This is a genomic window from Enterobacter sp. SST3, from assembly GCF_000286655.1.
Taxonomy (GTDB): Bacteria; Pseudomonadota; Gammaproteobacteria; order Enterobacterales; family Enterobacteriaceae; genus Enterobacter; species Enterobacter roggenkampii.
In genome coordinates this window covers 107491-134006 of sequence record NZ_ALNS01000011.1, presented here as the reverse complement: position 1 = coordinate 134006, position 26516 = coordinate 107491, and the positions used below count along the sequence as shown (strand labels likewise).

Genomic DNA, 26516 nt, shown 5'->3' with positions numbered 1-26516 from the left:
ACAATTCAACCGTCAGCGGTAGTTCACGATGACAGAATTACTCTGCACCTTCAGCGCCGGGATCAAACGTCCCCCTCCCGGCACTTCCCAGATGAAACGCAAAGGTTCAATAGCCGGCACGCCGTTGAACGCCTGCGTTGTTCCATTTTCGCCGTCGATTTCCGTGCAGCGCGTCTGAGAGCAGAGGCGCACCCGCAGGCCCGCTGGCGTTGGGCCAATCAGCCGGTAGTTCCAGACCACCAGACCCATCAGACCGGAAACCTCTTCAGCAGGCGCCAGCGGGTTAGATGACATGGCAACACCGCGGTTGCTGAGGGTCACCCCAATGCTGCTCGCCTGCCAGGTGCCTCCCCCGGCAGCCTGCGCCGCCAGCGGGAAGAACAGCAGCCAAAGCCATTTACGCATTATTTTCCTCCAATCGTCGCGGTCATGCGGATATGACGGTTATCCGACAGCTCGAGATTCGACAGCACGACCAGCTGGCTCAGGCTGCGGCGCAAGAAGCGGGACAGCAGCGGACGCAGCGCGTGGTTCACCAGCAGCACCGGCGGCGCGCCGAGCATCTCCTGACGCGCCAGCGCCTCCTGGGTTTGCGCCAGCAGACGGTCGGCCAGGCCCGGCTCCAGGCCGCCTCCGCCCTGCAGAGCCTGCAGCAGCAGACGCTCAAGCGGCGTATCGAGGCCAATAACCTGAACCTCCCCGGTTCCCGGGAACCACTGCTGGGTGATTGCGCGTCCCAGCGCCACGCGCACCACCGCCGTCAGCTCGTGAGGATCGCTCTGGATTGGCGCGTGCTCTGCCAGCGTTTCCAGAATGGTGCGCATATCGCGAATCGGCACCTTCTCGTCGAGCAGGTTTTGCAGCACCTTGTGCAGCGTGGTTAAGGTCAGCACGCCCGGAACCAGATCTTCCGTCAACTTCGGCATCTCCTGCGTGACGCGGTCCAGAAGCTGCTGCGCTTCCTGACGGCCAAACAGTTCCGCCGAGAATTGCCCAATCAGGTGGTTAAGGTGGGTTGCCACCACGGTACTGGCTTCAACAACCGTGTAACCCTGGATCTGCGCCTGCTCTTTCAGCGCGCTTTCAATCCAGATCGCGGCCAGACCAAAGGCCGGATCGATGGTTTGCTCGCCCGGCAGCGTGCCTGCGGCGGTGCCGGGGTTAATCGCGAGCCAGCGGCCCGGATAGGCATCACCGCTGCCAATTTCAACGCCTTTCATCAGGATGCGATAGCGCGCGGGCGGCAGGTCCATATTGTCGCGGATGTGTACCACCGGCGGCAGGAAGCCCATGTCCTGGGCGAATTTTTTACGGATACTGCGGATACGGCCGAGCAGCTCGCCGTCCTGCTGGAAATCGACCATCGGGATCAGGCGATACCCGACTTCCATTCCCAGAGAATCCTCCAGCTGAACGTCGTTCCAGGTCGCTTCGACGGCCTGATTATTCTCCGGCATTTTGACCGGAACAGGTTCCGCTGCCGGTTTGGTTTCACGGCCACGCATCCACCAGGCAAGGCCCAGCAGCGCCGCCGTAAACAGCAGGAAGACGAGGTTTGGCATACCCGGCACCAGACCGAGCAACCCGAGCACCGCCGCGGCCAGCAGCATCACGCGCGGGTTACTGAACAGCTGGCCCACCATCTGCTCGCCAACGTCCTGATCGGTGCTCACGCGGGTCACGATGACACCCGCCGCAGTGGAGATCACCAGCGCCGGGATCTGCGCGACCAGACCGTCACCGATGGTCAGCAGCGTATAGCTTTCCGCCGCGTGGCCCATGTCCATCCCGTGCTGCAATACGCCCACCAGCAGGCCGCCGACCACGTTAATCACCATGATCAGAATGCCCGCGATGGCGTCACCACGCACAAACTTACTCGCACCGTCCATGGAGCCGTAGAAGTCCGCCTCCTGCGTCACTTCCGCACGGCGCTTTTTGGCTTCATCTTCGGCGATTAGCCCGGCGTTCAGGTCGGCGTCGATCGCCATCTGCTTGCCCGGCATCCCGTCCAGCACAAAGCGCGCGCCCACTTCCGCAATACGCCCTGCACCCTTGGTGATGACCATAAAGTTGATGATCACGAGGATGACGAACACCACGATACCGATAGCGAAATTACCGCCCACCAGGAAGTGGCCGAACGCTTCCACCACTTTACCTGCCGCTGCCGCCCCGGTGTGGCCTTCCATCAGGATGATACGCGTGGACGCCACGTTCAGCGCCAGTCGCAGCAGGGTGGTAAACAGCAGAATGGTCGGGAACGCGGCGAACTCCAGGGTACGCTGGGTGAACATCGCCACCAGCAGCACCATAATGGACAGCGCGATATTGAAAGTGAAAAGCAGGTCGAGGATGAACGCCGGAAGCGGCAGTACCATCATCGACAGAATTAGCAGGATCAGAATCGGCCCGGCCAGGATCTGCCATTGGGTCGATTTCAGGTTGCCGGGCAGGCGCAACATTGCCACCAGATTAGCCATCAGTGTCCTTCTCGTTCATAAAATCCAGCGCGGCAGGCACCGGAAGGTTCTCAGGTTTCACAGGCCGTTGACCGCCGGCCAGACGCCAGCGCTTCAACTGCCATACCCAGGCCAGCACTTCCGCCACGGCGGCGTAAAGTTGTCCCGGGATCTGTTGTCCAATATCCGCATGGCGGTACAGGGCACGCGCCAGCGGAGGGGCTTCGAGGATCGGCACGCGGTGTTCGGTGCCAATTTCACGGATACGCAGCGCGATCAGCCCCGCCCCTTTCGCCACCACTTTCGGCGCGCTCATTTTGTTTTCTTCATAGCGCAGCGCAACGGAATAGTGTGTCGGGTTGGTAACGATGACGTCGGCCTTTGGCACATCGTCCATCATGCGGCGACGGGCGGCGGCACGTTGCATCTGGCGGATGCGCCCCTTCACGTGCGGGTCACCTTCCATCTGCTTATATTCGTCACGGATATCCTGACGCGACATCCGCAGCTTCTTGAAGTGGGTATAGAGCTGGAAGATCACGTCAAAACCCACCATCGGGATAATGCTGAGCACCACCAGCAGCGCGCAGAGCCCGACCAGATTCAGCGCGTTGCTCATCGCGGTGAGCGGCGACTCGCTGATAAGACGCATCATTTCCGGCCAGTGGTACCAGAGGTAAAACCCCGCGGAGCTGCCCATCAGCACCGATTTGAGAATGGCTTTGAGCAGCTCGGCCCCGGTCTGGGCAGAGAACATTTTCGCAATACCCGGCAGCGGGTTGAGTTTGGAAAATTTCGGCTGCAGCGATTTGGCGCTGAAGACCAGACCGCCGAGCATCACCGGCGAGACCAGCGCGACCAGCACAACCCCGGTGATCAGGGGCAGCAGCGCAACCATGGCCCCTTTAATCAGCTGAATAATCTGGCTGAGGATCAGATTCGGATCGTTGACCATACTGTGGTCAAAACGGAGGCCGGTTGAGAGCATGCCCGCCAGCTTGCGGGCGAGCGACTCCCCGCCCCACCAGATAATGCACACCCCTACGATAAGGATCAGCAGGGAGGTCAATTCTCGGGATCGGGGGATCTGCCCTTCCTCACGCGCCTTTTCTAGTCGGTGGGGTGTGGGGGCTTCCGTTTTGTCGTCGTTCTCTTCTGCCACTGTGCACGCTCAGCCCATTACGTCACGGGTATCATGCCAGCGCAGCGGAAATCCAATGGCGGGAAAAGCCCGTTTATTCGGGCTCTTTTCGGTGATTTTGTCGCAAACCGCCCCAGGCGGCGTTAACCCCCTGAAGCGGAATGGACCATCAGAAGCCGAGGCTGTCCAGCAGGTCGTCCACCTGATCCTGGCTTGCCACCACGCCCGCCTTGCTGGCGTCGAGCTGTGGACCATTGAGCAGGCTTTCGTTCTCGCGTTTTGGACGGGCTGCCGGTTCCGGGATGTTCTCCAGCAGCACCATCAGCAGCTGGCGCTCAATCTCCTGGATCACATCCATCATGCGCTTGATCACCTGACCGGTCAGGTCCTGGAAATCCTGCGCCATCATGATGTCCAGCAGCTGGGCGTTGGTGAAGCTGGTGTGGCCGGGCACATCCCCCAGGAACTGACGGGTGTCGGTCACCAGTTCGCGGGCATCCGCCAGCTCGATTGGGTTCTCAAACCACTCGTCCCAGCGTTTGGTCAGCGCTTTCGCACCCTTTTCCATCGCATCCTGGTGCGGTTGTGACGCTTCAACGCTGTTCAGCGCACGTTCCGCGGCCTGAGCGGTCATCTGCACGACGTAGTCCAGACGATCGCGTGCATCAGGAATCGCTTCCGCCGCTTCGGCAATTGCCTGATCCAGACCCAGCTCACGCAGGCTGTCACGCAACATGCGCGTCAGGCTGCCGATGCGGACGATAATGTCGCTCGGCGAGTGTTCTTCAACGGGTTTCATAGCAGGTTGCATCATAACCAACACCTCACATGCCGAGTTTCTCGAAGATCTTACCGAGCTTCTCTTCCAGGGTCGCCGCCGTGAATGGCTTCACCACGTAGCCGCTTGCGCCCGCCTGTGCAGCGGCAATGATGTTCTCTTTTTTCGCTTCTGCCGTGACCATCAGAACCGGCATGGACGCCATTCCCGCATCAGCACGAATGGTTTTCAGCAGTTCCAGACCGTCCATGTTTGGCATGTTCCAGTCGGAGATCACAAAACCAAACCCGCCCGCCTGCAGCTTGTTCAGCGCATCCACGCCGTCTTCTGCTTCTTCAACGTTATTGAAGCCCAGCTCTTTCAGCAGGTTGCGCACAATGCGACGCATGGTGGAAAAGTCATCCACAACCAAAAACTTAAGCTCTTTATCCGCCATAAAATAATACTCCTGAGTCAAATACGTATTGCCTGTCCGGCACTGATTTTCGCCAGCATCTGCTGGCTTACCTGGCTAAGATCGACCACTTCGCTCACGCCACCCATATTGATGGCCTCGCGCGGCATGCCGAACACCACACAACTTGCTTCATTCTGCGCAATCGTCCAGGCGCCAGCCTGGTGCATTGCAAGCATTCCGGCGGCCCCGTCGTTGCCCATCCCCGTCAGGATCACCCCCACGGCGTTGCGCCCCGCATGTTTCGCCACCGAATGAAACAGCACATCCACCGACGGACGGTGCCGGTTGACCGGCGGTCCGTCATGAATTTTGATTTGATAGTTAGCGCCGCTGCGCGCCAGTTCCATATGCTTGTCGCCCGGCGCGATATAGGCATGTCCCGGGAGCACGCGCTCGCCGTCTTCCGCCTCTTTCACGCTGATCTGGCACAGCTTGTTCAGGCGTTCGGCGAACGAACGGGTAAAGCCTGGCGGCATATGCTGCGTGATCAGAATACCCGGACTTGAGAGCGGCAATGGCTGGAGTACATGACGAATTGCCTCTGTTCCTCCGGTTGACGCGCCAATGACCAGCAGTTTTTCCGAACTGAGTAAGGGACCGGCCTTCAGGGTCGCAGGCGCGGCCATCGGCGTGTGGGCGGCAAGCTTTGCCCGCGACGCGGTGCGGATCTTCTCGGCGATCATCTCGCTGTACGCCAGCATCCCCTCGCGAATGCCGAGCTGCGGCTTGGTGACAAAGTCCACCGCTCCCAGCTCCAGCGCGCGCAGGGTGATTTCCGATCCTTTCCCGGTCAGGGAGGAGACCATCACCACCGGCATGGGCCGCAGCCGCATTAATTTTTCGAGGAAATCTATGCCATCCATGCGCGGCATCTCGACATCCAGCGTTAGCACGTCGGGGTTATATTTTTTAATTAAATCCCGCGCTACCAGCGGATCGGGGGCGGTTGCCACCATCTCCATGTCGCTGTGGCTATTGATAATTTCAGTCATGATCTGACGCATCAGCGCTGAATCATCGACGGACAATACCCTGATTTTACTCATGCTTTTTCCTTACTCAGCGCATATACCGTTTGCCCACGCAGGCTAAACTCACGCACGAGGTTGCTGAAGTTTTCCGAGTGCCCGGCAAACAGTAAACCGTCAGGCTTGAGCAACGGAACAAACCGACGCAAAATGTCCTGTTGCGTCGTTTTATCAAAATAGATCATGACGTTACGGCAAAAAATGGCGTCGAACGGCCCCGGCACGTTGTACTGCTTATCCAGCAGGTTAACGGGCGCGAATTCGACGCAGTTCGCCAGCTCCTGGCGTACGCGTACCAGGCCTTCATGCGGGCCCGTGCCGCGCATGAAATAACGCTGCAGCTGCTGCGGCGACAGCGTTTTCAGTTCATCCTGGCGATAAACACCGTTACGCGCCTTCTCCAGCACTTCGGTATCGATATCGCTGGCGTAGACCTTCCAGCGTCCCGGCGCCATCCCCAGCGTATCGGCAAGGGTGATCGCCAGCGAGTACGGCTCTTCCCCCGTCGAGGCGGCCGCACTCCAGACGCGATACTCCCCGGTGCGACGGCGCGCATGCTCGGCCAGGACCGGGAAGTGATGAGCCTCCCGGAAAAACGCCGTCAGGTTGGTGGTTAACGAGTTAATAAAAGCCTGCCACTCGGCGCTGTTCTGGTTCGCCTCGAGCATGCTCAGATAGCGACCAAAATCATCCAGCCCCAGCGTACGCAAGCGCCGCACCAGACGGTTGTAGACCATGTCCCGCTTATGATCCGCAAGCACGATCCCCGCACGCTGGTAGATTAACTGACATATCCGACGAAAATGCGCGTCGGACAGCGCGAGGCGCTGTGTCATCTGCAACAATAATGACGTTTGCCCAGGGGGCATTGGTGATGTCATAGCGCCTTCTTAATTACATTCAGGATACAACTGGCACGGCCTGCGACCGCCCGACTTCTGTTACTGCTTCAACGTGCTCTTTCACATTAAATACCGCGACCAGCCCGGTCAGACGATCCGCCTGGCTGGCCAGCTGATCGGTTGCCGCTGCCGCTTCCTCAACTAACGAGGCGTTCTGTTGCGTCACCTGATCCATCTGGGTGACCGCCTGAGCAACCTGCTCAATCCCGCGACGCTGTTCATCCGACGCCGAGGCAATCTCGCCCATGATGTCGTTCACCCGCGTCACGGAGGTGACGATTTCGTGCATGGTTTGTGCCGCCGTATCCACCAGGGCAGAGCCTTGCTGAACCCGTGACACCGATTCTTCAATCAGCACCTTAATTTCTTTCGCCGCGTTGGCGCTGCGGCTCGCCAGGTTACGCACTTCACCCGCTACCACCGCAAACCCGCGCCCCTGCTCCCCGGCACGCGCCGCTTCAACGGCAGCATTCAGCGCCAGTATGTTGGTCTGGAACGCGATACCGTCAATCACGCTGATGATGTCACCAATTTTCTGTGAACTGGTGGCGATCTCCTGCATGGTGCTGGCGACATGGGACGCCTGGTCGCCGCCCTTCTTCGCCGTCATCGCCGCCTGTTTTGACAGGTCAGATGCCTGACGCGCGTTATCGGCGTTCTGGCTAACCGTCGCGGTCAGCTGCTCCATGCTGGCTGCCGTCTGCGCCAGCGAGGCCGCCTGCTGCTCGGTGCGGGATGAGAGATCGTTGTTACCCGCCGCAATCTCTGAGATCCCGGCGTGCATGGCATAACTGCCCTGACGCACGTCGGATACCGTTTCCCTCAGCGATCCCTGCATCGCCTTCAGGCTGGCAAAAATTGCCGAAATTTCGTTTTTGCCGAACACCGCCACCGGACGCGCCAGGTCGCCTTTCGCAATGCTGTCGAAGTGGCTGCTGATAATCGCCAGCGGCTGCACAATCATTTTGCGTGACCAGAGCAGCGCGGCGCCGGTCAGCAAGCCCGCCTGAATCACCATCACGCCGAAGATGACGCCCGACATGTGATAGCTGGTGCGGCTTGCTTCACCGGCGCGCAGAACAGACTGATTGATATCCTGCTGCCATGCGTCAAAGCTGCCGTCAAACGCCGCCTGCGAGGCCTGAACCGGCGCGGTCATAAAGTCCGACAGCTGGTTGTTCTCAAGCCACGTCGCCTGATGGTCGAGATCGCTGTACCACTGTTCAAAATGGGTATTCATGGCGGCCTTCAGCGCTTTCTCTTTCTCGCTGCCGGTGGCCTGTGCCGCAAAGGCCTTAAACTGTGCGTCAGCCTGTTTCAGGCTGTCGCGCGCGGTGGCCATCAGCGCCTTAATGTCATCCGGCGGATAACTTAGCGCGGTTAAGGTTCCCGCCTTGTTCAGCGCAGTGCTTGCCTGCAACAGCACGGCACGGGTTTGTGCCAGTGCGGAGCGCTGCTGATTACTCGCCTCAACGTCCTGCAAATTCTGATAGCCATCGCGAAACGCCCAAAAAGACAACCCGTTACTGCCAACCTGCAACACACCGCAAAGGATCAGAATCAAAAACAGTGTGGTCGAGATACGAATACGATTTAACATCCACGCTCCCATCAAGCGGCAAGCAGCCGCGGTTTAATTGTCAGTCAAAATGTTTCCCAGTTTTCATCTTGTCCGGTCGTCGCGGTACGCGTACGGTTGGCAGCCGGTTCAGCGGCTGGCGCACGGTACGTCGCCTGCGGGGTGACCGTGTTTCCAGCGAGTGAAGCGAGACGAAACGCCGAGACGGCCATCTTCAGACGGCTCGCCTGGTCTTCCAGGGCAGCGGCCGCCGCAGCGGACTCCTGCACCAGGGCGGCGTTTTGCTGTGTCACGCGATCCATTTCCGATACCGCCAGGGCAACCTGGTCGATACCACGACTCTGCTCATCAGACGCAGAGGCGATTTCACCCATGATGTCCGTCACGCGGGTGACGGCATTCACGATGTCATTCATGGTCTCCCCGGCGCTTTCCACCAGCACGGAGCCGGTATCGACGCGGGAGACGGAATCTTCAATCAGCGATTTGATCTCTTTTGCCGCGTTGGCGCTGCGGCTGGCCAGGTTGCGCACTTCCCCGGCCACCACGGCAAACCCGCGTCCCTGTTCGCCCGCGCGCGCCGCTTCCACGGCGGCGTTCAGCGCCAGAATGTTGGTCTGGAAGGCAATGCCGTCGATGACGCTGATGATGTCGGCGATTTTCTTGGAGCTCTCGGCGATGTCGTGCATGGTTTTCACCACGCCATCCACCACGCGGCCGCCGCGCTGCGCCGTCTCGGAGGCGCTTTCCGCCAGCTGAGACGCCTGGCGGGCGTTATCGGCGTTCTGCTTCACGGTCGCGGTGAGCTGCTCCATGCTGGCCGCCGTCTCTTCCAGGGCGGACGCCTGCTGTTCAGTGCGCGATGAGAGGTCGTTATTGCCCATCGCAATTTCGCTGGTGCCGGTATAGATGGCATCCGTGCCGCTACGCACGTTGGCGACGGTATCGATAAGCGAACGCTGCATATGGTCAACGCTGGTTGCCAGCTCGGTGATCTCATTGCGCCCGGACACGGTCAGCGTTTTGGTCAGGTCACCGCCGGCAATGTCACGAATATGGGCGATGACGCGACCGAGAGGGTTCAGCAGGATATGGCGAATGCCGTACCAGACCGCGATCAGCACAATGACCAGCGCCAGCGCCAGCACCGCCATCTGCCATTTCGCAAAGCGGTAGTCATTCTGGCTTTCAGTAAACGCGGAGTGATACAGATCGCCACTGACCTTTGCATATTCCCCCAGCGCCGCGCCGAGGGCGTTTTGCATCCCCTGCGTCGGCTGCGCGAAATAGGCGTCCATGTTGCCGCTCTCCAGGAACTGAATCAGCTCTGCCAGACCGGCATGGTAGGCGTTGTATTTTTCGTCGATATTCTGGCTCACCTGCTCCATCGCAGGCTGCGGGGTGATTTTCTTAAAGGCCTCGTAATGCTTTGCGGCATCCGCAAGTGTCGCCCGGGCATTTTTCAGCAGATCGGTTTTCGCGCTGCTCTGCTGATTGTTGGGATCCATCATCATGCGCGCGGACGAGCGGCTCAGGTTGATACGCGTTTGCAGCATCAGATCCCACGTTGAGGTGAGTTCACTCTGCTGCAGGCGGAGATCGTTCGAGGCCGCAAAGCTGTCCTGGTTCTGTTTTAATGACGAGAAAAAAAGCCCGCCGGAGATAAGCTGAAGTAGTGCGAAAATGACCAGCACCATCATAAGCATTGTGACAACGCGGATACGGTTCAACATACAACACCTTCTCATAGATTTATTAACGGTGTTATCGGCACAGCCAACAGGAACTTTACATTTGAGAAAGGGAAAAGCGCGGGGTTAGAAAGCCACGTCGACAATCAGCGTATCGGTGTAGGTTCCGGCGGGTGGCGTGGCCTGATTAGTCAGCACTTTCGCGGTGTAGTTGTAGGTACGCAGGAGACCGTCGGTACTGACCTGCGACGACGTCGCGCTGGTCCAGCGTTCGCTGCCGCTGCCGCCCCAGCGGTTACCCGTGGCTTCTTTATAGATGTCATAACTGAGGTAGTTACTGCCGCTTACCATCCGGCGCACGTTATTCAGCGCGTTAGCACCGTTGTTAATGCCGATGGTATAGGTACTGCCTTTGGTACAGGTGACGGCTATCGCCTGTGAGACGGTGGGGAAACTTTGTACCAGCGGCGCGCTGTTGAAGTTGACGTCCGGCGTGGTCATGGCGCTGCAGTCGTTGGTGACGGTCATATCCAACAGGATGGTGGTTGTTGAGGTTCCCGTCTGGGCATTCGTACAAAGGCTTCCAACACCGAAGGCACAGACGCTGTAGCTGATGCTGAAGGTCAACTGCACCTGGTAGGGACCGGCAGTGACGTTTTGTCCAGCGACGGTGCGAAAATAGAGCGGAATGTTATACTGCCTTGTCCCCAGCAGCCCCAGCAAGGTATTCCCGCTCCAGGTATACGTTTTACTTATCTGCACCTCGCTGCTGCTCGCACAAGCCGATAATCCGCACAGCCGGGTGGGGATTACGTCCGTAATGGCGGCATTATCCGTACGTTTCATGGTCGCGCGACTGTTGCCCGAGACTGACGCCGCGGTGTAGCTCAGGGTCACCGAATCGTTGGTCAGAACGTTGAGCACGGTATCACACGCCACAACAAGCCTGCCGGTGGTTTCAACCTCCCCGGTTCCGCTGAGCGCGAACGAGGTGACGCTGCCAAACGACGCATTAACCGTACTGACGGTACACGCCGCCCAGCCGCCGCCGGAGAACAGCAACAGCATCAACAGCAGCAGACGCTTCATGGCGCCTCCCGACACACCAGCGGACCGTAGGTTTGCAGCTTGTTCCGGGTTGGCTCCCACGGTCAGGGTGACCTTGCAGCGTTTTCCGTCAGGCGCGATCACCTCCAGCGGATTCACATCGCTAAGGTTTTCCAGCCAGGCAATACCGTCATACCCCACCACCGCATTGCTGCGCGAGGCACGCCGGACCTGGCTTCCCACCGGCAGCGCCTGGCCGCGCGCATCGTGGAGGATGACGCTTGCCACCCTCTCCTGCTCCATCGGGAAATCGACCAGATAGCCGCTGTGACGCCGAATCGCAATTCGCCGCTCGGTCTCTTTCAGCCGGGTATCCGCCGGCAGGTTCAGGGTATCAATGCGGTAGCTTGCCGGGTAATACGCCGACACCCCGCTGACCAGCAGGTAACCGTTGTTATTCGTTTTGCCAACGGGCTGGTTCTCATAGCTGACGGGCACGTCCGGATGGCCGTCGGTACTGATGACCACAAACGCATCGTTGATCTTATTCGCCGCGAACAGCTCGCCGTCCATCAGAACAATCGCGCCCATCGCCTCGCCCCACCAGGTCATCATGTCCCTTTCGCCGTAGCCGCCGCCCTGCAGTTCAATATTGTTATTACGCCAGCCCAGCGTGCCCTGCTGATAGTCACTGGATTTTGACTGGTTGGCCCAGGCCATGTTCCAGCTAAAGCCGCCGTCAGACGGCATGGAATGGTTGTAGTTAATGCGCTGGGTGTTGCCCGCATCCGGGGTGTTTTCGACGGTGAACGCGGCGCTGTCGCGTGCCCCCAGCGGCACCTGTAGCGACAGCGCGACCGTCCAGTCTCCCCGCTGCTGGTCCCGGCTCCCGGCGAGGTAAATACTGCTCGCGCCCCACAAATTACGGCTCCATGAGAGATTAAGCAGCTCGGTTTTTTGACTGTCAAAACTCTCCACGCCAATCCAGGCTGCGCCGATGTTGCCGTACTGTACCAGGTTGAAGGTCAGAGAATACTGGTCCGTATTGCGGCTGAAGCTGGCGATGGGTTTATCGTTCTCGTCGTACACCGTAGGCTGGTCGTACAGGGCCAGATTGCCAAAGCCGCGGTCCCGACGCGTGTGCTGGGTGGCCACGCTGAACTCGCTGGTGCTGTACTGGTAACCCCAGTTGATTTGCCCGCCCGCCTCCCCGCGCATGCGGCTTTGCGAGTAAGAGGTATTCACCACGCCAAACTGGCCGAGTTTAATCACCGTCCCGGCCCCGCCCAGCGCCAGTTCCTGCGCCCCTTCGGCATGACCCTCCAGGGTCAGCCAGTCCGTCACCCCGTAGCGATACGAGCCGCTGCCTGCCGCCGGGCCGTAGTCAAAGTTCTTGATACCGTAATTACGCCGCAGGCTGCCCAGCGTCACGGCGCCGTCGCTTAGCCCTTTTTTAAGCAGGTCGCTGGAGACGTAAAACGGCAGCGTGGTGCTGACCTGGCGCCCTAATGCATCCGTCGTGACCAGTACCGCATCCCCGGCGCCGTTGATATAGGGCAGATTGGTCAGGGTGAAGGGGCCCGGCTGAAGCTGGGTTGAGCCGGACCGATAGCCGTTGATAAAGAGATCCACCGAGGTGGGTACCGCCGCTTCCCCCGCGAATTCGGGCAGCGGCCACGTCACCAGGTCAGGGCGCAGGGAGAAATCTCGCCCGACGCTGATCCCTCCCATCCGCACGCTCGAGCTCCAGCTCATTGCGTCATCCTCGTTAGTGAACAGCAGGGTCGTGTCATAGCGGACATACCCCTCCTGCTGACCGTCGTTACCGGTGAAATTTTCCCGGGCATAGCCGGTGGAGGAAAACGAGCCGTTCTCATTGAAATAGCGGAATTCATGCCAGAGGGACGCCTGTCCGCCGATATGCTCCGTGTGGTTGGTGTAGAGATCGTAATTGAGCAGCGCGCCGCGCCCGAAGTGCGGTTTGGCCTGCGCCGTTTGCGCGCCGAACGGCGTCACGCGGGATGCAACCCAGTCCCGGGGAACGGTCAGCAGCAGACGTTGCCCGGCGCTGTCGTACTCCACCCGAACCTGAGAAAGCGATGAGAGATTCACCTCTCCGGCAGGAACATGTTCCGGGGGCAGTCCCGCGCGCAGCAGGTCAGCGCTGGAGATAAAGAAAGCGCCTTTGCGCTGCGTCACGGGCACGACCAGACCGGTATCGTAGTGGTTGAGCACGAGGGCAAGCTGGAAGACCGCTTCATCATGTATCGCCTGTGCCTGGGGCGGCGGCGGAAGGCTGTCATCGCCGGACTCAGCCCAGGTCGCGGAACTGACGCAAAGCAGTATCATCATCGCCGGCTTCAGTTGACGGGCGTCGACTGCCATTGTGCGTCCCTGGCATTAATCTGCGCGCTCATCCGCTCTGGCTGACGAACGCCTGCGGGTACCGGCCAGCTGCGGGTGCTGCCGGGAAGTACGTAACCCAGCAATCCCTCCGCGACCGTGCGTTTCTGCCCTCCCTGCTCCAGCGCCACCTGGCTCAGCCTGACATGGACATCCCCCCGATTCCGAACCTCCAGTACCGGCTGCCCATCCGCTCGCGTCACCCGCCAGCTCAGGTTCCGGGTCTCCACCAGCGCGTGATGCGCCCCCTCTTTTATTGTCGGGATCCCCTGGCCATACACAAACAGCGGAATGGAGTAACGCATCTGCAACTTGAGGCCGATGGCGGGTTCTGCTTTGGCATCAGGCTGAGGAATTTCATCCACGATAATGCGGTAGGCCTGTTCGACGCCTGCGGGAACGGGGGCCTGCTTAATAAGACGGATAAGCTGCTTGCTGCCTGTGCCAATCGTGACGATGGGCGGGCTGGCGACCACATCCTGCTGCGCGGTGTAGCGCTCGTGTCCGTCCTCCTGCTTCCAGCGCACAATGCGCACCTGCATCGTGGTGGCGCTGTTTCCCTGGTTCTGGATCCACAGCTCCGTGGCGTTGGCGTCTGCCGCAAGCCACGGGTCGATAGGCCAGAGCAGAATGGTGGCAGCCGCCTGCGCCTGACCGGTTGCCACAGCCATTCCCAACGCGCCCGCCAGACAAACAGGTCTGAAAACTGGCTTCATCAACACTCTCCCTTTATTACCATGACAAGGTCACGGTGAGCTGATCGGAATACGTTCCTGCCGGGCTAAATCCGGTCAGTAGCGCCACGCCAAAAAGCGGCAGCGCGATGTTATTGCTGTTGCTATAGGTCACCGGTATCGCCTGGTTGACGCCAATTTCGCTGTTCGCGGCCAGCGAGCTGCTGCTGTAAAGCCGGTATCCCACCACGTCGGCGCCGTTCGAGCGCTTCATGCGGCGAACGGTTGAATAATTCTGTCCGCCATTAATGCTCATGCTCAGCGCCACGCCCGGCGTGCAGGCGATAGACAACGCCCCGTTTGGCACAAAGCTGGTGCTGACCGGTGCGCTCTCGACGCCGTTATGGGTGCCAAAATCCAGCGTCCCGAGAACCCCTCCGCTGCCGGTGGCCACCGCGCATCCCGGAACAATCGTCGCGCTGACCTTAAAGGACTGTGACGTCACCGCATCCGCCGCGGGCGCCATCAGCAATCCGACGATCAGCGCGAAAAAAGGCTGCACGTATCCCTCTGCGCATATGCGCAGACCAGTAAGAGTTGCCTTCATGGCGGTGCAGGACTAATAGGTGACGCTGACGTTAATCGTGTCGGTGTAGGTGCCCGGGACGACCGTCACGCTGTTACCGCCGCCGGTAATACGCCCGTAGAGGGTGTAACTGTCCACCCCTCCGGCCGTAGAGGCGATCGGCAGCGCGGTGTTATTGGCAATCACGCTGTTAAACCCGCTGTCGCTGTACAGGCTGTATGCCACGCCCTGTGCCGCGTTGGCGGTGTTAACCAGATAGCGCGCAGGGGTTCCCGGGGTGCCGACAACGGTGCCGGGTGCGGTGGAGTTGGTGTTGCCGGTGATCGCCACCGTATAGCTGGCGGTCGTACATTGAATAGTGAAGGTGTTTCCGCCGCTGGCGCCGGTGAGCTGCGTGGTCAGAGTGGAAAACGTTGCGGGATGGGTGCCGAAATCCAGTGTCCCGAAGTTAATACCGTTTTGCGTGGGCGATCCGTTTATCAGACAACCGTTCGTGAGCGTCAGCGTCGCGCCGATGGTGCCGCTACTGGTGACGGCCAGCGCCTGATGGACCGTTGTCGCAGTCAGTAAGGTGCCTGCGCAGATCAAAAGGAGTTTTCTTTTCATTTACCACCCTCCAGAAGACGTCTCCGTTCCCTTGCCACGTTTTATTTTTGTCGTTCAAGATGTTAGCCCCGCTTAATGTTCCTCTGAGGGGGGTTATTGAGAATTTAGTTTACGGATATCGCTTCGACCACCTGCCCCTTAACGCATAAGCACTTTGTCTTATTGACTTCCTATTGCCTTAAATAACAGAGAGTTAAACTATCTTTTTCTGCATTTTCATGCTATCAGGAGAGAATATATCCATTAAAGTGTGATGCGGATCACAATATATCGTCAGGGCAATAACAACAAAATTAATAAAACTTAAAAAGGAGTTGTATCCCCCTACGCTTTGCGTCAATTTATGTGCCGAATAATTTCCCGCGTCGTAATAAAAAATTTATATGTATCGGTGCGGGCTACATCTGAAGCGCATAGAGGGTCTTTTTTCGTGGCAAGTGCAAACAAACTCACACTCTTCATCGTGATATTCATGCTGGCGGGTATTCTTTCAGGGGCAGCAATTCATGAATATGCATCTGCGGATGCCATCAAAGCCTGGTCGGATAATATTACCCTTCTGACCGATATTTTCCTGCGACTGATCAAAATGGTCATTGCGCCGCTGGTCTTCAGTACGCTCACCGTCGGCATTATGAAGCTGGGCGAAACCTCCACCATTGGCCGCGTGGGCGGCAAAGCGATGGTATGGTTTATCAGCTCATCCGTGCTCTCAATTCTGGTCGGCCTGTTTATCGTCACGCTGGAGCATCCGGGCAGCGGACTGAACCTGACCGTTCCGACCGAGGCGGTGGATACCGGATTAGCCGTTGGGGGGATGACGCTGAAAGCGTTCCTGTCTCACACCATTCCGACCAGCATCGCGGGGGCGATGTCGAACAATGAGATCCTGCAGATTGTGGTGTTCTCCATGTTCTTCGGCATTGGCGGCGCGTCGCTGGGGCAGAAATTCAACGCCCCGCTGGTGGCTGCGCTGGACGTGGTTTCCCATATCATGCTGAAGGTCACAGGCTACGTGATGTACGTTGCGCCGCTGGCCATTTTCGCGGCAATCTCATCCGTTATCGCCACGCAGGGTCTGGGCATTCTGTTGAACTATGCCTCCTTTATTGGCGGCTACTACGTTGCCATTCTTCTCACCTGCATGGTGCTGCTGGCCGTGGGTTACATGGTGCTGAAAAAAGAGGTGTTCCGCCTGGTCAGCATGCTGAAAGATCCGGTTCTGGTGGCGTTTACCACCAGCAGTTCTGAAGCGGCCTACCCTAAAACGCTGGAGCAGCTGGAGCGTTTTGGCTGCTCGCGCAACATCGCCTCTTTCGTACTGCCGATTGGCTACTCCTTCAACCTGGTGGGGTCGATGGTGTACTGCTCTTTCGCCTCGATGTTTATCGCGCAGGCGTACAACATTCATCTGAGCTTCTCTGAGGTGACGGTGCTGATGCTGACCCTGATGCTGGCCTCAAAAGGGATTGCGGGCGTACCGCGCTCCTCGCTGGTGGTGCTGGCTGCGACGATCCCAAGCTTTAACATTCCGGTGGCCGGTATTCTGCTGCTGATGGGGATCGACCACTTCCTGGATATGGGCCGTTCCGCAATTAACGTCCTGGGTAATGGTATTGCGACCGCCATGCTGTCGCAGAATGAAGGCGCGCGGGACGCGGAAGCTGAAGCTGAACTGGTAAAGCAGGAAGCGTAATGGCATGAAAAAGCCGGGTGGCGGCTTCGCCTTACCCGGCCTACAAATGGCCCGAACGCGTAGGCCGGGTAAGCGTCAGCGCCACCCGGCTTTGTTTTAGGCTACGCGACTCGCCGCGATATCCTGCAGTGAAGACGGCCCCCGAACATTAACGTATGGGTGGCCACGGAAGCTGAGCAGGTGGAGCAGGATGTAAAAAAGCCGGGTGGCGGCTTCGCCTTACCCGGCCTACAAATGGCCCGAACACGTAGGACGGGTAAGCGTCAGCGCCACCCGGCTTTGTTTTAGGCTACGTGACTCGCCGCGATATCCAGCTGCGAAGACGGCCCCGAGCATTAACGTATGGGTGGCCACGGAAGCTGGGCTGGTGGAGCAGGATGTAAAAAAGCCGGGTGGCGGCTTCGCCTTACCCGGCCTACAAATGACTTGAACACGTAGGCCGGGTAAGCGTCAGCGCCACCCGGCTTTGTTTTAGGCTACGTGACTCGCGGCGATATCCAGAAGCGCCATCTCATCGCTGTTCAGCAACTTCTCAATGTTCACCAGAATCAGCATACGCTCGCCGAGCGCGCCCAGACCGGTCAGGTATTCGGTCGACAGCGTGACCGCAAACTCTGGCGCAGGACGAATCTGATCAGAGGTCAGGGAAAGCACGTCAGACACGCCATCCACCACGATCCCCACCACGCGCTGCCCCAGATTCAGGACGATCACCACGGTGTTGTCGTTGTAGTCAACGTCGCCCTGGCTGAACTTCACGCGCAGATCCACGATGGGCACAATGACGCCACGCAGGTTAGTGACACCTTTAATAAACGCAGGCGTGTTAGCGATGCGGGTAACCTGGTCGTAACCACGGATTTCCTGCACTTTCAGGATATCGATGCCGTACTCTTCATCGCCTAAAGTGAATACCAGAAATTCCTGTCCTGATGGCTCGCCCGCCAGTTTCGTTACATTACTCATACCGGTCATGTTATTACCTTCTACTTAATCAGGCGGCTGTGTACGCCACACGTTGTTCACGATTTAATCCCTGAAGCGCCGACACGTCGACGATCAGCGCCACGCTACCATCACCCAGAATGGTGGCGGCAGAAATACCCGGCACTTTGCGGTAGTTGCTTTCGAGGTTCTTCACCACCACCTGGTGCTGACCGATCAGCTGATCGACCAGCAATGCGTAGCGGCGGCCCGCGCTTTGCAGGATCACCACGATACCCTGCGTGGCCTCGGTCTTCGCCCCGTCCACTTCGAACACTTTCCACAGTTCCACCAGCGGCAGGTACTCACCGCGCACTTCGAGGACGCGCTCGCCGCCCGCCAGCGGATGCAGATCTTCCTCACGCGGCTGGAGGGATTCCATCACGGCGTTCAGCGGGAGGATAAAGACTTCGTCCGCCACTTTGACTGACATGCCGTCGAGGATCGCCAGCGTCAGCGGCAGCAGGATGCGAATGGTCGTGCCGGAGCCCTGTTTGGACTGGATCTCAACGTGGCCGCCCATCTCCTGGATGTTACGTTTCACCACGTCCATGCCCACGCCGCGTCCGGAGACGTCGGTCACCTGCTCTGCGGTAGAGAAGCCCGGTGCGAAGATCAGCATGCCCACTTCTTCGTCGGTCATGTTTTCATTGACCGCCATTCCCTGCGAAATCGCTTTTGCCAGGATGCGCTCGCGGTTCAGACCGGCGCCGTCATCGGTCACTTCAATGCAGATGTTTCCGCCCTGATGTTCCGCAGACAGGATCAGATTCCCGACCGGGGATTTCCCGGCGGCAATGCGGTTTTCCGGCAGTTCGATACCGTGGTCGAGGCTGTTACGCACCAGGTGCGTTAACGGGTCAATGATGCGCTCGATCAGGCTCTTATCCAGTTCGGTTGAGCTGCCCATCAGGGTCAGTTCAATCTGCTTGTTCAGCTTGCTGGCGAGATCGCGAACCAGACGCGGGAAGCGGCTGAAGACATATTCCATCGGCATCATACGGATGGACATGACCGATTCCTGCAGATCGCGGGCGTTACGCTGCAGCTGGCCCATGCTGGTAATCAAATCCCCGTGGGTGACCGGGTCGAGTTCGTTTGAACGTTGCGCCAGCATCGACTGGGTGATCACCAGTTCGCCCACCAGGTTAATCAGCTGATCAACCTTCTCAACGGCGACACGGATGCTGGTCGACTCGCTGGAGCGCGCGGCAGGTTTTTCACCACGGCCCGGTGCAGCAGCCTCTTTTGGCACCGCCTTGAGCGCCGGAGCCGCAGGCGCCACAGCCGGTGCGGCAGCCTGAGCGACAACAGCCGCCTCTTCCACAGCCGCAGGGGCATCAACCGCGACCGTTTCGGTTTCGAAGGCGATTTGATCGGCTTCAATCACAAAGCACAGCACCGCCACGATATCGTCCTGGCCAATACCGTCATCAAGCGTCGCGGCCAGGCTGTCTTTGCCTTTAACCACGTTGCTTAATTTCGCCAGGTTACCCAGCTCTTCTTCCAGCAGGTTAACTTCATTCTCTTTCAGGCGAGACAGCACCACGCGCAGCTTGCCTGCCGGTGCGTCAGCAGGGGCAGACGCCTGCGCGGCAACCGTGTCCACAACGCTCAGTTTTGCGGCAGGAACCACGGCTGCGGCAACCTCACCTTTGGCTTCCAGCGCGAGCTGGCGCAGCGCATTGCAGATGTATTCAAAGCTGGCGGCATCAGGCTCTGCCGAACTTTTATAGGCGTCGAGCTGTTCCTGCATAATATCTTTGGTTTCCAAAAACAGGTTGATAATGTCGGTATTGAGCTGCATCTCACCGCGTCGTGCTTCATCAAGCAGGTTTTCCATTAAATGGGTCGTTTCCTGCAGGATGGTAAATCCAAACGTTCCGGCTCCGCCTTTAATGGAATGCGCCGCACGGAAGATGGCATTGAGCTGCTCGGAATCCGGTGCTTCGGGCACCAAATCGAGCAAGTGTTGCTCCATATCGGCCAACAATTCGTCGGCTTCATCAAAGAATGTCTGGTAAAAATCGCTAATATCCATGCTCACGCTATCACCTCGGATTGGCTGGTGGCGATGTTGGAACGGCAGCCGAAGGAACGGCCCCAGGCTGTTTTAAATCGTCCAGTGACTCATTCTGACTTTCGGCGTTTTCATGCAGGATGGCCTGCTCCGCCTGCTGGTTCAGCACTAAAAGACTGATACGACGGTTGATGGCATCATCCGGCCCGCGGTCGGAAACGCGCATGGTTGCGGCCATGCCGACTACGCGCAGTACCTTGCCATCATCAAGCCCACCTGCCACCAGCTCGCGGCGCGAGGCGTTGGCACGGTCGGCAGAAAGTTCCCAGTTGCTGTATCCCTTCTCCCCACTGGCGTACGGGAAATCATCCGTGTGGCCTGACAGGCTGATTCGGTTAGGAATGCCGTTCAGCACCGGTGCAATGGCACGCAGAATATCGCGCATGTACGGTTCGACTTCCGCACTCCCGGTTTTAAACATCGGGCGGTTCTGGCTGTCGATAATCTGGATACGCAGCCCTTCCTGCACCAGGTCAATCTTCAGATGCGGTCGCAGCGCGCGCAGCTTCGGATCCGCTTCAATCAGCTGATCGAGATCGCCACGCAGTTTTTTCAGGCGCGCCTGTTCCATCTTTCGTTTCAGCTCGTCGATGTTCGGCTCTTTTTTCACCTCACCCTTCTGCTGGGTGTAATCATCGCCGCCGCCCGGGATCGGGCTTTCGCTGTTAGAGATACGCGGCCCGCCGGCCACCGCCGTTGCCAGCGGCGTGCGGAAATATTCGGCAATCTGGATCAGTTCTTTTGGGCTGGAGATGGAGATCAGCCACATCACCAGAAAGAACGCCATCATTGCGGTCATAAAATCGGCGTACGCGATTTTCCACGAGCCGTGGGCGCCATGCCCACCGCCCTTGTGCTTGCGTTTTTTTACGATGACGATCGGATGGGACTGGTTTTTCATGCGTCCTCAGTTGTCGTCTGTTGGTTTGGGTTTTTCACCGCACGCACGTGTTCTTCAAGCTCGATAAACGACGGACGCTCGCTGGAGTAAAGCGTTTTACGGCCAAACTCAACCGCGATCGGTGGCGCATAACCGTTGAGGTTAGAGAGCAGCGTGATCTTCACGCACTGCATCATTTTGGTGGTTTCCGCGCTCTTCTGGCGCAGCACGCTGGCCAGCGGAGAGATAAATCCATACGCCAGCAAAATACCGAGGAAGGTGCCCACCATCGCATGGGCAATCAGCGCGCCGAGCTCGGCTGCCGGACGGTCTGCCGAGGCCAGGGCGTGAACCACCCCCATGACCGCAGCAACGATACCAAATGCCGGAAGCGAGTCGCCGACCAGCGCCAGGCTGTTGGCCGGTACTTCCGATTCGCTTTCATGGGTTTCAATCTCTTCATCCATCAGCGCTTCGATTTCGAAGGTATTCATGTTGCCACTGATGATCAGTCGCAGATAGTCGACGATGAAATCCAGCATCATGGCATCAGCGAGAATGCGCGGATAGCTGGCAAAAATTTCGCTCTCTTTCGGGTTTTCAATATCCCGCTCAAGCGAGAACATGCCCTGCTGACGCGACTTCGCCATCAGGCGATAGAGCAGTGCCAGCAGATCCATATACATGCTTTTGGTGTATTTTGAGCGACGGAACAGCAATGGAATTGCTTTCAGCGTGCCCTTGATCGATTTACCGTTGTTGCCAACGATAAAAGCCCCTACCCCTGCGCCGCCGATGATAATAAGTTCAGCCGGTTGATAGAGTGCTCCAAGGTGCCCGCCGGTCATCATGTAACCGCCGAAAACTGTACCGAGAACTACCAGGTAACCTAATAAGATAAGCACGACATCATCCTTCCGCTAGTGACTATGGCAAGGACGTCCAGCTCGCAGCGTTGACCGTTCGCGGGGTAAAAAAAAGCAGCGGTAATCGCTTACCGCTGCTGGAATCTTTCCCACACGTTCGGGTTAAACAGCTTGTTCGATCTGTTCATCCAGCAGTTGTGGAATAATATCGGCAGCATCCCGGGAAAGTTTACGTCTTTTTACTGCACGGGAAGGAGGCTGACATAAACTACAGGCGAAGCTGCCTGCAGGTTGGTGAGCATGGGTAATGAAATTGCCGTTGCAGCAGTTGCAGCGCGACAGCTCAAGCATTCCGCTCTCAACAAAACGCACCAGCGTCCATGCGCGGGTCAGCGCCAGCAGAGGACCTTCTTCCTGCTGTGGGCATTGTTCAAGGTAAAGTTTGTAGGCTTTGATCACGGCGTCAACGCCGCTACACAAACCGGTTTTGAGAAGATACTGCCAGGCATTACAGAACATGGAAGCGTGAATATTCTGCTCCCACGTCATAAACCAGTCGGTAGAAAACGGCAGCATGCCTTTCGGCGGGGGACTACCACGTAACTCTTTGTACAGTTTGATGAGACGACCACGGCTCAACTGCGTCTCGCTTTCCAGCATTTGTAAACGAGCACCCAGTGTAATCAGCTCCATGGCCAACTGTATGTCACGCGCTTCCTGAACAATGCTTTTCTCGCTCATTGCTAGGCCCTTTTCTTACGGGCTACGTCATCAGGCTGGCTGATTTCGTTAAGCAAGCGAGTAGAGAGAAGAATACCGGTATGGATCTGTTGAAGATCGTCTACACGGGACTCCTGCGTCAGACGCGTTATAGTCTGAGAGTCATCGAAACGGAACTGGCAAACCAGTTGATTCGTTTCAGCCAGTTTAACCATCTGCGGGAGGGTTAAACCGCCCAGCATGGTTGCCATCTCTTCGTTAATACCCAGACGAAACATCGCGGACGCCTTGTCCTGACTAATCAAACGCTGCGCGAGCAGTAAATACGACAAATTGATGTCATAGATATGTTTTAGCAACTCGGATGTATGCATTGTTCCCATCCCGAATAACCAACTATTATTTTTATGCGGAAAGACCGCACCCCGTGATGTCGCCGGGAAATCACCCGGTATAAAAAAGAAAAGGCTAAATGCATAGTTGAATTTAGGTTTGTATTCATCGAAACGCGTAAGAGAGGAAACGCGAATGCGTCTCTTACATGTTTTATCATTTCTTACAAATAACTAAGATTTTTCCTAATTCGACGCAAACTCTACTCGTCAGTTTTGACACATACAATCCAGCCATCCTCAAATTTAAAAAAAATGTGATCTACGTCACACAATTTAAGTGAATATGACCCATAAATCCATCAGTATGACTTGTAATTTGTTCAAATATTAACCAACTGACACTGTTTTGTATTCTTAATTGACGAATACTCATGCAGAAGGGGGATCAGAACTGGCATGCAACGTGCTTTTCCTCGGGTGGGCGTCGCGCGGAAACATTTACATCATTCACCCCTCTGGGAAACATTTTTCTTACTGTGAAAAGACATAGAGTTATGCAGGCAGCCCAAAAAAGATGTTTCAGAGCGTGATCATTCGAAATGATTTTGTAACGCATCAAAACGACTCAACAGTCAAGGCATAAAATTGTGTGATTTACGTTAAGTTGTTAATTTTTTTCATTTAGGCGCATTTTTCAGTTATTCTTCTTATAAGAATAATTAATGAATAATTATGATAAGCTTCACACTAATGTCGTAATCAGCCCTTGCAGAACCCGGAAAATCGCGGTAAAGGTGATCAAACGCTGTCAGTCAGACACCCAAGGAGTGCGCCATGAGTTACTCCCATCTACTTGTTTCTGTTGCCGTTTCCCCAGAAAGCCATCAACTCGTCGCCCGGGCAGTTTCCATTGCCAGACCCCACAATGCCCGCATCAGCCTCATCACGCTTGCGGCCGAACCCGAGATGTATAATCAGCTGGCTGCCCCCATGCTGGAGGATATTCGTGAGGTACTTCAGGAGGAAACGCAGCAATTTCTGCGCGAGCTGGTCGAAAAGGCACACTATCCTGTCTATGAAACCGTAATTGCGACAGGAGAACTTAATGCCCATATTCTCGACATGTGTCGTAAACAGAATATTGATTTAGTGATATGCGGGAATCATAACCACAGCTTTTTATCGCGCGCGGCCTGCGCGGCGAAATCCATTGTCGCATCAAGTCAGGTTGACGTGTTATTAGTGCCGCTTGGGGGGCGTTAACCCCCCAGGGAAATATCAGGCAAGTTTAGGGAAAGTTGCGATCTTTTTTTGTAAATCGCCTTCATGGCTTTGTGGAGCGATATCGCGGAGATCCTGAATAAAACGCGCCTGCCAGTGGTTAATATCGTTCTTCCGGATCGTCTCCATCATTTCAGCATGGCGGGAAATACGTTCCGTGAGCGGCATGGTCAGCGCGCGGTTCAGGGCATTCGCCACGTCATCGCGATCGTAAGGGTTCACAATCAGCGCCGAGGTAAGCTCATTTGCGGCCCCGGCAAACTGGGATAGCACCAGAACCCCCGGATCGGCGGGGTCCTGCGCTGCCACATACTCTTTCGCGACCAGGTTCATCCCGTCGCGCAGCGGCGTCACCAGGCCGACGTCCGCGTAGCGGAAGACCTTCATCAGGATCTTGCGGTCGAAGTGCTGATTCAGATAAAACAGCGGCGTCCAGCCCAGCTGCCCGTAACGGCCATTAATGCGCCCGGCTTCTGTCTCCAGCTGATGGCGAATATCCTGATAGGCCTGAACCTCACCGCGCGACGTCGGCGCAATCTGGGTATAACGGATTTTACCGTGGTGCTCCGGATATTTATCCAGCAGCGTTTCATACGCCAGGAAGCGTTCCGGCAGCCCTTTAGAATAATCAAGACGCTCGACCGAGAAGATATTTTTCACGTGCTTGAGTTCATTCTTAAGCTGCGCCAGCTTCGGCGGCAGCGGGCCGGAGGCCTGCTCCGCGATTTCGTCAGGTTCAATCCCTATTGGATACACTTCGGTGTGGAACGTTTTTCCCCACGCCGTATGGGTTTTCCCGCCTTTGGTCACCAGACGCGCTTTCCCTGACACGGAGTCAAGGAATGCCAGGCGGTCATTTTCCGTCTGGAAGCCCAGCAAATCGTAGTCACACAGCGCCTCCAGCAGCTCTTCATGCGGCGGCAGCGCGGTAAAAATTTCCGGCGTCGGGAACGGGATGTGCAGGAAGAAGCCAATCCGGTTATTCACTCCCCTCTTTCGCAGCTCTCTCGCGAACGGCAGCAGGTGATAATCGTGGATCCATAAAATATCGTCTTCCTCTATCAATGGCAGCAGTTTATCCGCCAGCAGCGCATTCACGCGCGCGTAGCCTTCGAAGGATTCACGCTGGAATTTGACCAGGTCAAGACGATAGTGAAACGCCGGCCACAGCACGGCATTCGAGAACTGCGAGTAATACTCGTCGTAGTCTTTCTCTTTCAGTGCAAACGACGCCCACGTAATGTTACCGCGCGTCACTTTTGTGAGCGGTTTCTCTTCTTCACTGATTTCTCCGCTCCAGCCAAACCACAGCCCGCCAGCGGCTTTCAAGGCACCTAACACCCCTACCGCCAGGCCACCCGCACTGGCTTTTTTATCATCAGGCGGTGCGATTCGGTTAGAGACGACGACTAAGCGACCCATAATGGTTTCCCCCTTTGTTTTGCGCTATTTGTTGTTGTTGCTGGTTAGCGATATCAGATACCCACTGCCAGACGCTGGCGACATCCGCCAGCCGCCATTCGGCGACAGTGTCACCAGGCCCTACCTTAACGGCGATCCCTCCGGCCTGATTAACCACACGGAACCCGGCCTCGTCGGTCAGGTCATCCCCTAAGAAAACAGGCGTCCGGCCCTTAAATGGCGCCTCCGCCATAAATGCGGCGATGGCAGCGCCTTTATTAATCCCCTTCGGCTTTAACTCCACCACGCATTTGCCCGGCTGCAGCGCCAGCTGTGGATGCGCATCCGCAACCGTCTGAGCAAGCGCGAGCACGGTATCTCCGTGCTGCGGTGCCTGGCGATAATGCAGGGCAAAGGCCATGCCTTTGGCTTCCAGTTCGGTGCCAGGCAGGTCGGCCAGCGCAGCAGAGAGCCGCTTCTGGAGCGTTTGCGTAAGTGCGTCGGGGAGTGAAACGATATGCGTTTGATCATGGATGTCGCGGCGCTCCGCTCCGTGTACACCGGCCAGCGGAAAGTGGTATGGACTGGCGAGCAGATCCAGCTCGGCCATTGAGCGCCCTGATATCAATGCCAGTGCTCCCTCATTCATGAGCGAGAGCTGATGCAAATCCTGTAACACCGCCTCCGGAATAGACACCTGATCGGGGTGCGGTTTTATCCCGGCGAGCGTGCCGTCGAGATCAAAAAAGAAAGCATAATGTCCGGGCAGTACAGGCGGTGCGGTTAACAAGTCAGCCACCCTTTTCCTCCTTACGGTTGACGAGAGGTAAACGCCTTTACCTCTTTCATAGCCATGTAAGTATAGACAGTGTGACGTCGCTCGCCATTTGACAACCGCCCCGCCAGTTTTACTGGCGGG

23 protein-coding genes and 1 pseudogene are annotated in these 26516 nt (G+C 57.3%); 2 read left to right on the top strand and 22 right to left on the bottom strand.

The annotated features are described in order from the left end of the window. Positions 1-12: 12 nt before the first annotated feature. The 14 genes and pseudogenes from flhE to B498_RS15700 all read right to left on the bottom strand — a co-directional run bounded on the left by flhE (position 13) and on the right by B498_RS15700 (position 15354). Positions 13-405 (bottom strand): flagellar protein FlhE, encoded by a 393-nt coding sequence (gene flhE, locus B498_RS15645; protein ID WP_008500435.1) that lies wholly within the window; start codon positions 403-405, stop codon positions 13-15. Next, positions 405-2483 carry a flagellar biosynthesis protein FlhA gene (gene flhA, locus B498_RS15650; RefSeq protein ID WP_008500434.1) on the bottom strand — a complete coding sequence of 693 codons (2079 nt, stop codon included), beginning with the start codon at positions 2481-2483 and terminating at the stop codon, positions 405-407. The genes flhE and flhA overlap by 1 nt, the downstream gene beginning before the upstream one ends. Further along, positions 2476-3624: a flagellar biosynthesis protein FlhB gene (gene flhB / locus B498_RS15655; protein WP_008500433.1), complete on the bottom strand. Its 1149-nt coding sequence runs from the start codon at positions 3622-3624 to the stop codon at positions 2476-2478. The genes flhA and flhB overlap by 8 nt, the downstream gene beginning before the upstream one ends. Before the next feature lie 148 nt (positions 3625-3772). Beyond that, entirely contained in the window at positions 3773-4417 is a 645-nt protein-coding gene (gene cheZ, locus B498_RS15660; protein WP_008500432.1) for a protein phosphatase CheZ, read from the bottom strand. 10 nt (positions 4418-4427) lie between these two features. Continuing rightward, positions 4428-4817, bottom strand: coding sequence for a chemotaxis response regulator CheY (cheY, locus tag B498_RS15665; RefSeq protein WP_008500431.1), 390 nt, complete (start codon positions 4815-4817; stop codon positions 4428-4430). 17 nt (positions 4818-4834) lie between these two features. Continuing rightward, positions 4835-5884, bottom strand: a complete 1050-nt coding sequence (locus tag B498_RS15670) for a protein-glutamate methylesterase/protein-glutamine glutaminase (RefSeq protein WP_008500430.1) — start codon at positions 5882-5884, stop codon at positions 4835-4837. Further along, positions 5881-6747: a protein-glutamate O-methyltransferase CheR gene (gene cheR / locus B498_RS15675; RefSeq protein ID WP_008500429.1), complete on the bottom strand. Its 867-nt coding sequence runs from the start codon at positions 6745-6747 to the stop codon at positions 5881-5883. The genes B498_RS15670 and cheR overlap by 4 nt, the downstream gene beginning before the upstream one ends. Positions 6748-6766: 19 nt before the next feature. After that, the gene (tap, locus tag B498_RS15680) at positions 6767-8368 is read right to left on the bottom strand and encodes a methyl-accepting chemotaxis protein IV (protein ID WP_008500428.1); all 1602 of its coding nucleotides are present in this window, start codon (positions 8366-8368) and stop codon (positions 6767-6769) included. A 44-nt stretch (positions 8369-8412) separates the two neighbouring features. After that, on the bottom strand, positions 8413-10080 hold the full coding sequence (gene tar, locus B498_RS15685) for a methyl-accepting chemotaxis protein II (protein WP_008500427.1): 1668 nt from the start codon (positions 10078-10080) through the stop codon (positions 8413-8415). Positions 10081-10164: 84 nt separating this feature from the next. Then, positions 10165-11127 carry a spore coat protein U domain-containing protein gene (locus tag B498_RS0121280; RefSeq protein WP_023325527.1) on the bottom strand — a complete coding sequence of 321 codons (963 nt, stop codon included), beginning with the start codon at positions 11125-11127 and terminating at the stop codon, positions 10165-10167. Next, positions 11124-13470, bottom strand: a pseudogene (locus B498_RS0121275) (fimbria/pilus outer membrane usher protein). Before B498_RS0121275 ends, B498_RS0121280 begins: the two are co-directional and overlap by 4 nt. Continuing rightward, complete coding sequence (locus B498_RS15690) at positions 13446-14204, bottom strand: molecular chaperone (RefSeq protein WP_008500425.1); 759 nt, start codon at positions 14202-14204, stop codon at positions 13446-13448. Before B498_RS15690 ends, B498_RS0121275 begins: the two are co-directional and overlap by 25 nt. Before the next feature lie 16 nt (positions 14205-14220). Beyond that, positions 14221-14769, bottom strand: a complete 549-nt coding sequence (locus B498_RS15695) for a spore coat U domain-containing protein (RefSeq protein ID WP_032622788.1) — start codon at positions 14767-14769, stop codon at positions 14221-14223. A gap of 12 nt (positions 14770-14781) precedes the next feature. Continuing rightward, the gene (locus tag B498_RS15700) at positions 14782-15354 is read right to left on the bottom strand and encodes a spore coat U domain-containing protein (protein WP_008500422.1); all 573 of its coding nucleotides are present in this window, start codon (positions 15352-15354) and stop codon (positions 14782-14784) included. 430 nt (positions 15355-15784) lie between these two features. On the opposite strand from B498_RS15700, the gene B498_RS15705 reads away from it, so the two are divergent. Beyond that, positions 15785-17050, top strand: a complete 1266-nt coding sequence (locus B498_RS15705) for a dicarboxylate/amino acid:cation symporter (RefSeq protein WP_008500421.1) — start codon at positions 15785-15787, stop codon at positions 17048-17050. A 471-nt stretch (positions 17051-17521) separates the two neighbouring features. Here the strand turns inward: B498_RS15705 and cheW are convergent, their stop codons facing one another. The 6 genes from cheW to flhD all read right to left on the bottom strand — a co-directional run bounded on the left by cheW (position 17522) and on the right by flhD (position 22954). Next, positions 17522-18025, bottom strand: a complete 504-nt coding sequence (gene cheW, locus B498_RS15710; protein ID WP_008500420.1) for a chemotaxis protein CheW — start codon at positions 18023-18025, stop codon at positions 17522-17524. A gap of 19 nt (positions 18026-18044) precedes the next feature. Continuing rightward, complete coding sequence (gene cheA / locus B498_RS15715; protein WP_008500419.1) at positions 18045-20081, bottom strand: chemotaxis protein CheA; 2037 nt, start codon at positions 20079-20081, stop codon at positions 18045-18047. Positions 20082-20085: 4 nt separating this feature from the next. Then, on the bottom strand, positions 20086-21015 hold the full coding sequence (gene motB / locus B498_RS15720) for a flagellar motor protein MotB (protein WP_008500418.1): 930 nt from the start codon (positions 21013-21015) through the stop codon (positions 20086-20088). Further along, positions 21012-21899: a flagellar motor stator protein MotA gene (gene motA, locus B498_RS15725; RefSeq protein ID WP_008500417.1), complete on the bottom strand. Its 888-nt coding sequence runs from the start codon at positions 21897-21899 to the stop codon at positions 21012-21014. Before motA ends, motB begins: the two co-directional genes overlap by 4 nt. Positions 21900-22022: 123 nt before the next feature. Next, a complete protein-coding gene (gene flhC / locus B498_RS15730; RefSeq protein ID WP_008500416.1) occupies positions 22023-22601 on the bottom strand; it encodes a flagellar transcriptional regulator FlhC in 579 nt (192 codons plus the stop codon). A 2-nt stretch (positions 22602-22603) separates the two neighbouring features. After that, entirely contained in the window at positions 22604-22954 is a 351-nt protein-coding gene (gene flhD, locus B498_RS15735; protein WP_008500415.1) for a flagellar transcriptional regulator FlhD, read from the bottom strand. A gap of 795 nt (positions 22955-23749) precedes the next feature. Here flhD and uspC point away from each other — a divergent pair. Next, complete coding sequence (uspC, locus tag B498_RS15740) at positions 23750-24178, top strand: universal stress protein UspC (protein ID WP_008500414.1); 429 nt, start codon at positions 23750-23752, stop codon at positions 24176-24178. Between the two features lie 15 nt (positions 24179-24193). On the opposite strand, the gene otsA is transcribed toward uspC, so the two are convergent. Together otsA and otsB are read right to left on the bottom strand one after the other, a co-directional pair. Continuing rightward, complete coding sequence (gene otsA, locus B498_RS15745; protein WP_008500413.1) at positions 24194-25618, bottom strand: alpha,alpha-trehalose-phosphate synthase; 1425 nt, start codon at positions 25616-25618, stop codon at positions 24194-24196. Then, positions 25593-26396 (bottom strand): trehalose-phosphatase, encoded by an 804-nt coding sequence (otsB, locus tag B498_RS15750; RefSeq protein ID WP_008500412.1) that lies wholly within the window; start codon positions 26394-26396, stop codon positions 25593-25595. The genes otsA and otsB overlap by 26 nt, the downstream gene beginning before the upstream one ends. Between the last annotated feature and the right edge of the window lie 120 nt (positions 26397-26516).

What these genes read in the sequence shown, in the direction of transcription:
- B498_RS15695 (WP_032622788.1), bottom strand. Translation starts at nt 14,769, where the DNA reads ATGAAGGCAACTCTTACTGGTCTGCGCATATGCGCAGAGGGATACGTG.
- B498_RS15670 (WP_008500430.1), bottom strand. Translation starts at nt 5,884, where the DNA reads ATGAGTAAAATCAGGGTATTGTCCGTCGATGATTCAGCGCTGATGCGT.
- cheZ (WP_008500432.1), bottom strand. Translation starts at nt 4,417, where the DNA reads ATGATGCAACCTGCTATGAAACCCGTTGAAGAACACTCGCCGAGCGAC.
- tap (WP_008500428.1), bottom strand. Translation starts at nt 8,368, where the DNA reads ATGTTAAATCGTATTCGTATCTCGACCACACTGTTTTTGATTCTGATC.
- cheY (WP_008500431.1), bottom strand. Translation starts at nt 4,817, where the DNA reads ATGGCGGATAAAGAGCTTAAGTTTTTGGTTGTGGATGACTTTTCCACC.
- uspC (WP_008500414.1), top strand. Translation starts at nt 23,750, where the DNA reads ATGAGTTACTCCCATCTACTTGTTTCTGTTGCCGTTTCCCCAGAAAGC.
- B498_RS15700 (WP_008500422.1), bottom strand. Translation starts at nt 15,354, where the DNA reads ATGAAAAGAAAACTCCTTTTGATCTGCGCAGGCACCTTACTGACTGCG.
- otsA (WP_008500413.1), bottom strand. Translation starts at nt 25,618, where the DNA reads ATGGGTCGCTTAGTCGTCGTCTCTAACCGAATCGCACCGCCTGATGAT.
- flhC (WP_008500416.1), bottom strand. Translation starts at nt 22,601, where the DNA reads ATGAGCGAGAAAAGCATTGTTCAGGAAGCGCGTGACATACAGTTGGCC.
- cheR (WP_008500429.1), bottom strand. Translation starts at nt 6,747, where the DNA reads ATGACATCACCAATGCCCCCTGGGCAAACGTCATTATTGTTGCAGATG.
- motB (WP_008500418.1), bottom strand. Translation starts at nt 21,015, where the DNA reads ATGAAAAACCAGTCCCATCCGATCGTCATCGTAAAAAAACGCAAGCAC.
- cheW (WP_008500420.1), bottom strand. Translation starts at nt 18,025, where the DNA reads ATGACCGGTATGAGTAATGTAACGAAACTGGCGGGCGAGCCATCAGGA.
- flhE (WP_008500435.1), bottom strand. Translation starts at nt 405, where the DNA reads ATGCGTAAATGGCTTTGGCTGCTGTTCTTCCCGCTGGCGGCGCAGGCT.
- flhA (WP_008500434.1), bottom strand. Translation starts at nt 2,483, where the DNA reads ATGGCTAATCTGGTGGCAATGTTGCGCCTGCCCGGCAACCTGAAATCG.
- B498_RS15690 (WP_008500425.1), bottom strand. Translation starts at nt 14,204, where the DNA reads ATGAAGCCAGTTTTCAGACCTGTTTGTCTGGCGGGCGCGTTGGGAATG.
- flhD (WP_008500415.1), bottom strand. Translation starts at nt 22,954, where the DNA reads ATGCATACATCCGAGTTGCTAAAACATATCTATGACATCAATTTGTCG.
- B498_RS0121280 (WP_023325527.1), bottom strand. Translation starts at nt 11,127, where the DNA reads ATGAAGCGTCTGCTGCTGTTGATGCTGTTGCTGTTCTCCGGCGGCGGC.
- tar (WP_008500427.1), bottom strand. Translation starts at nt 10,080, where the DNA reads ATGTTGAACCGTATCCGCGTTGTCACAATGCTTATGATGGTGCTGGTC.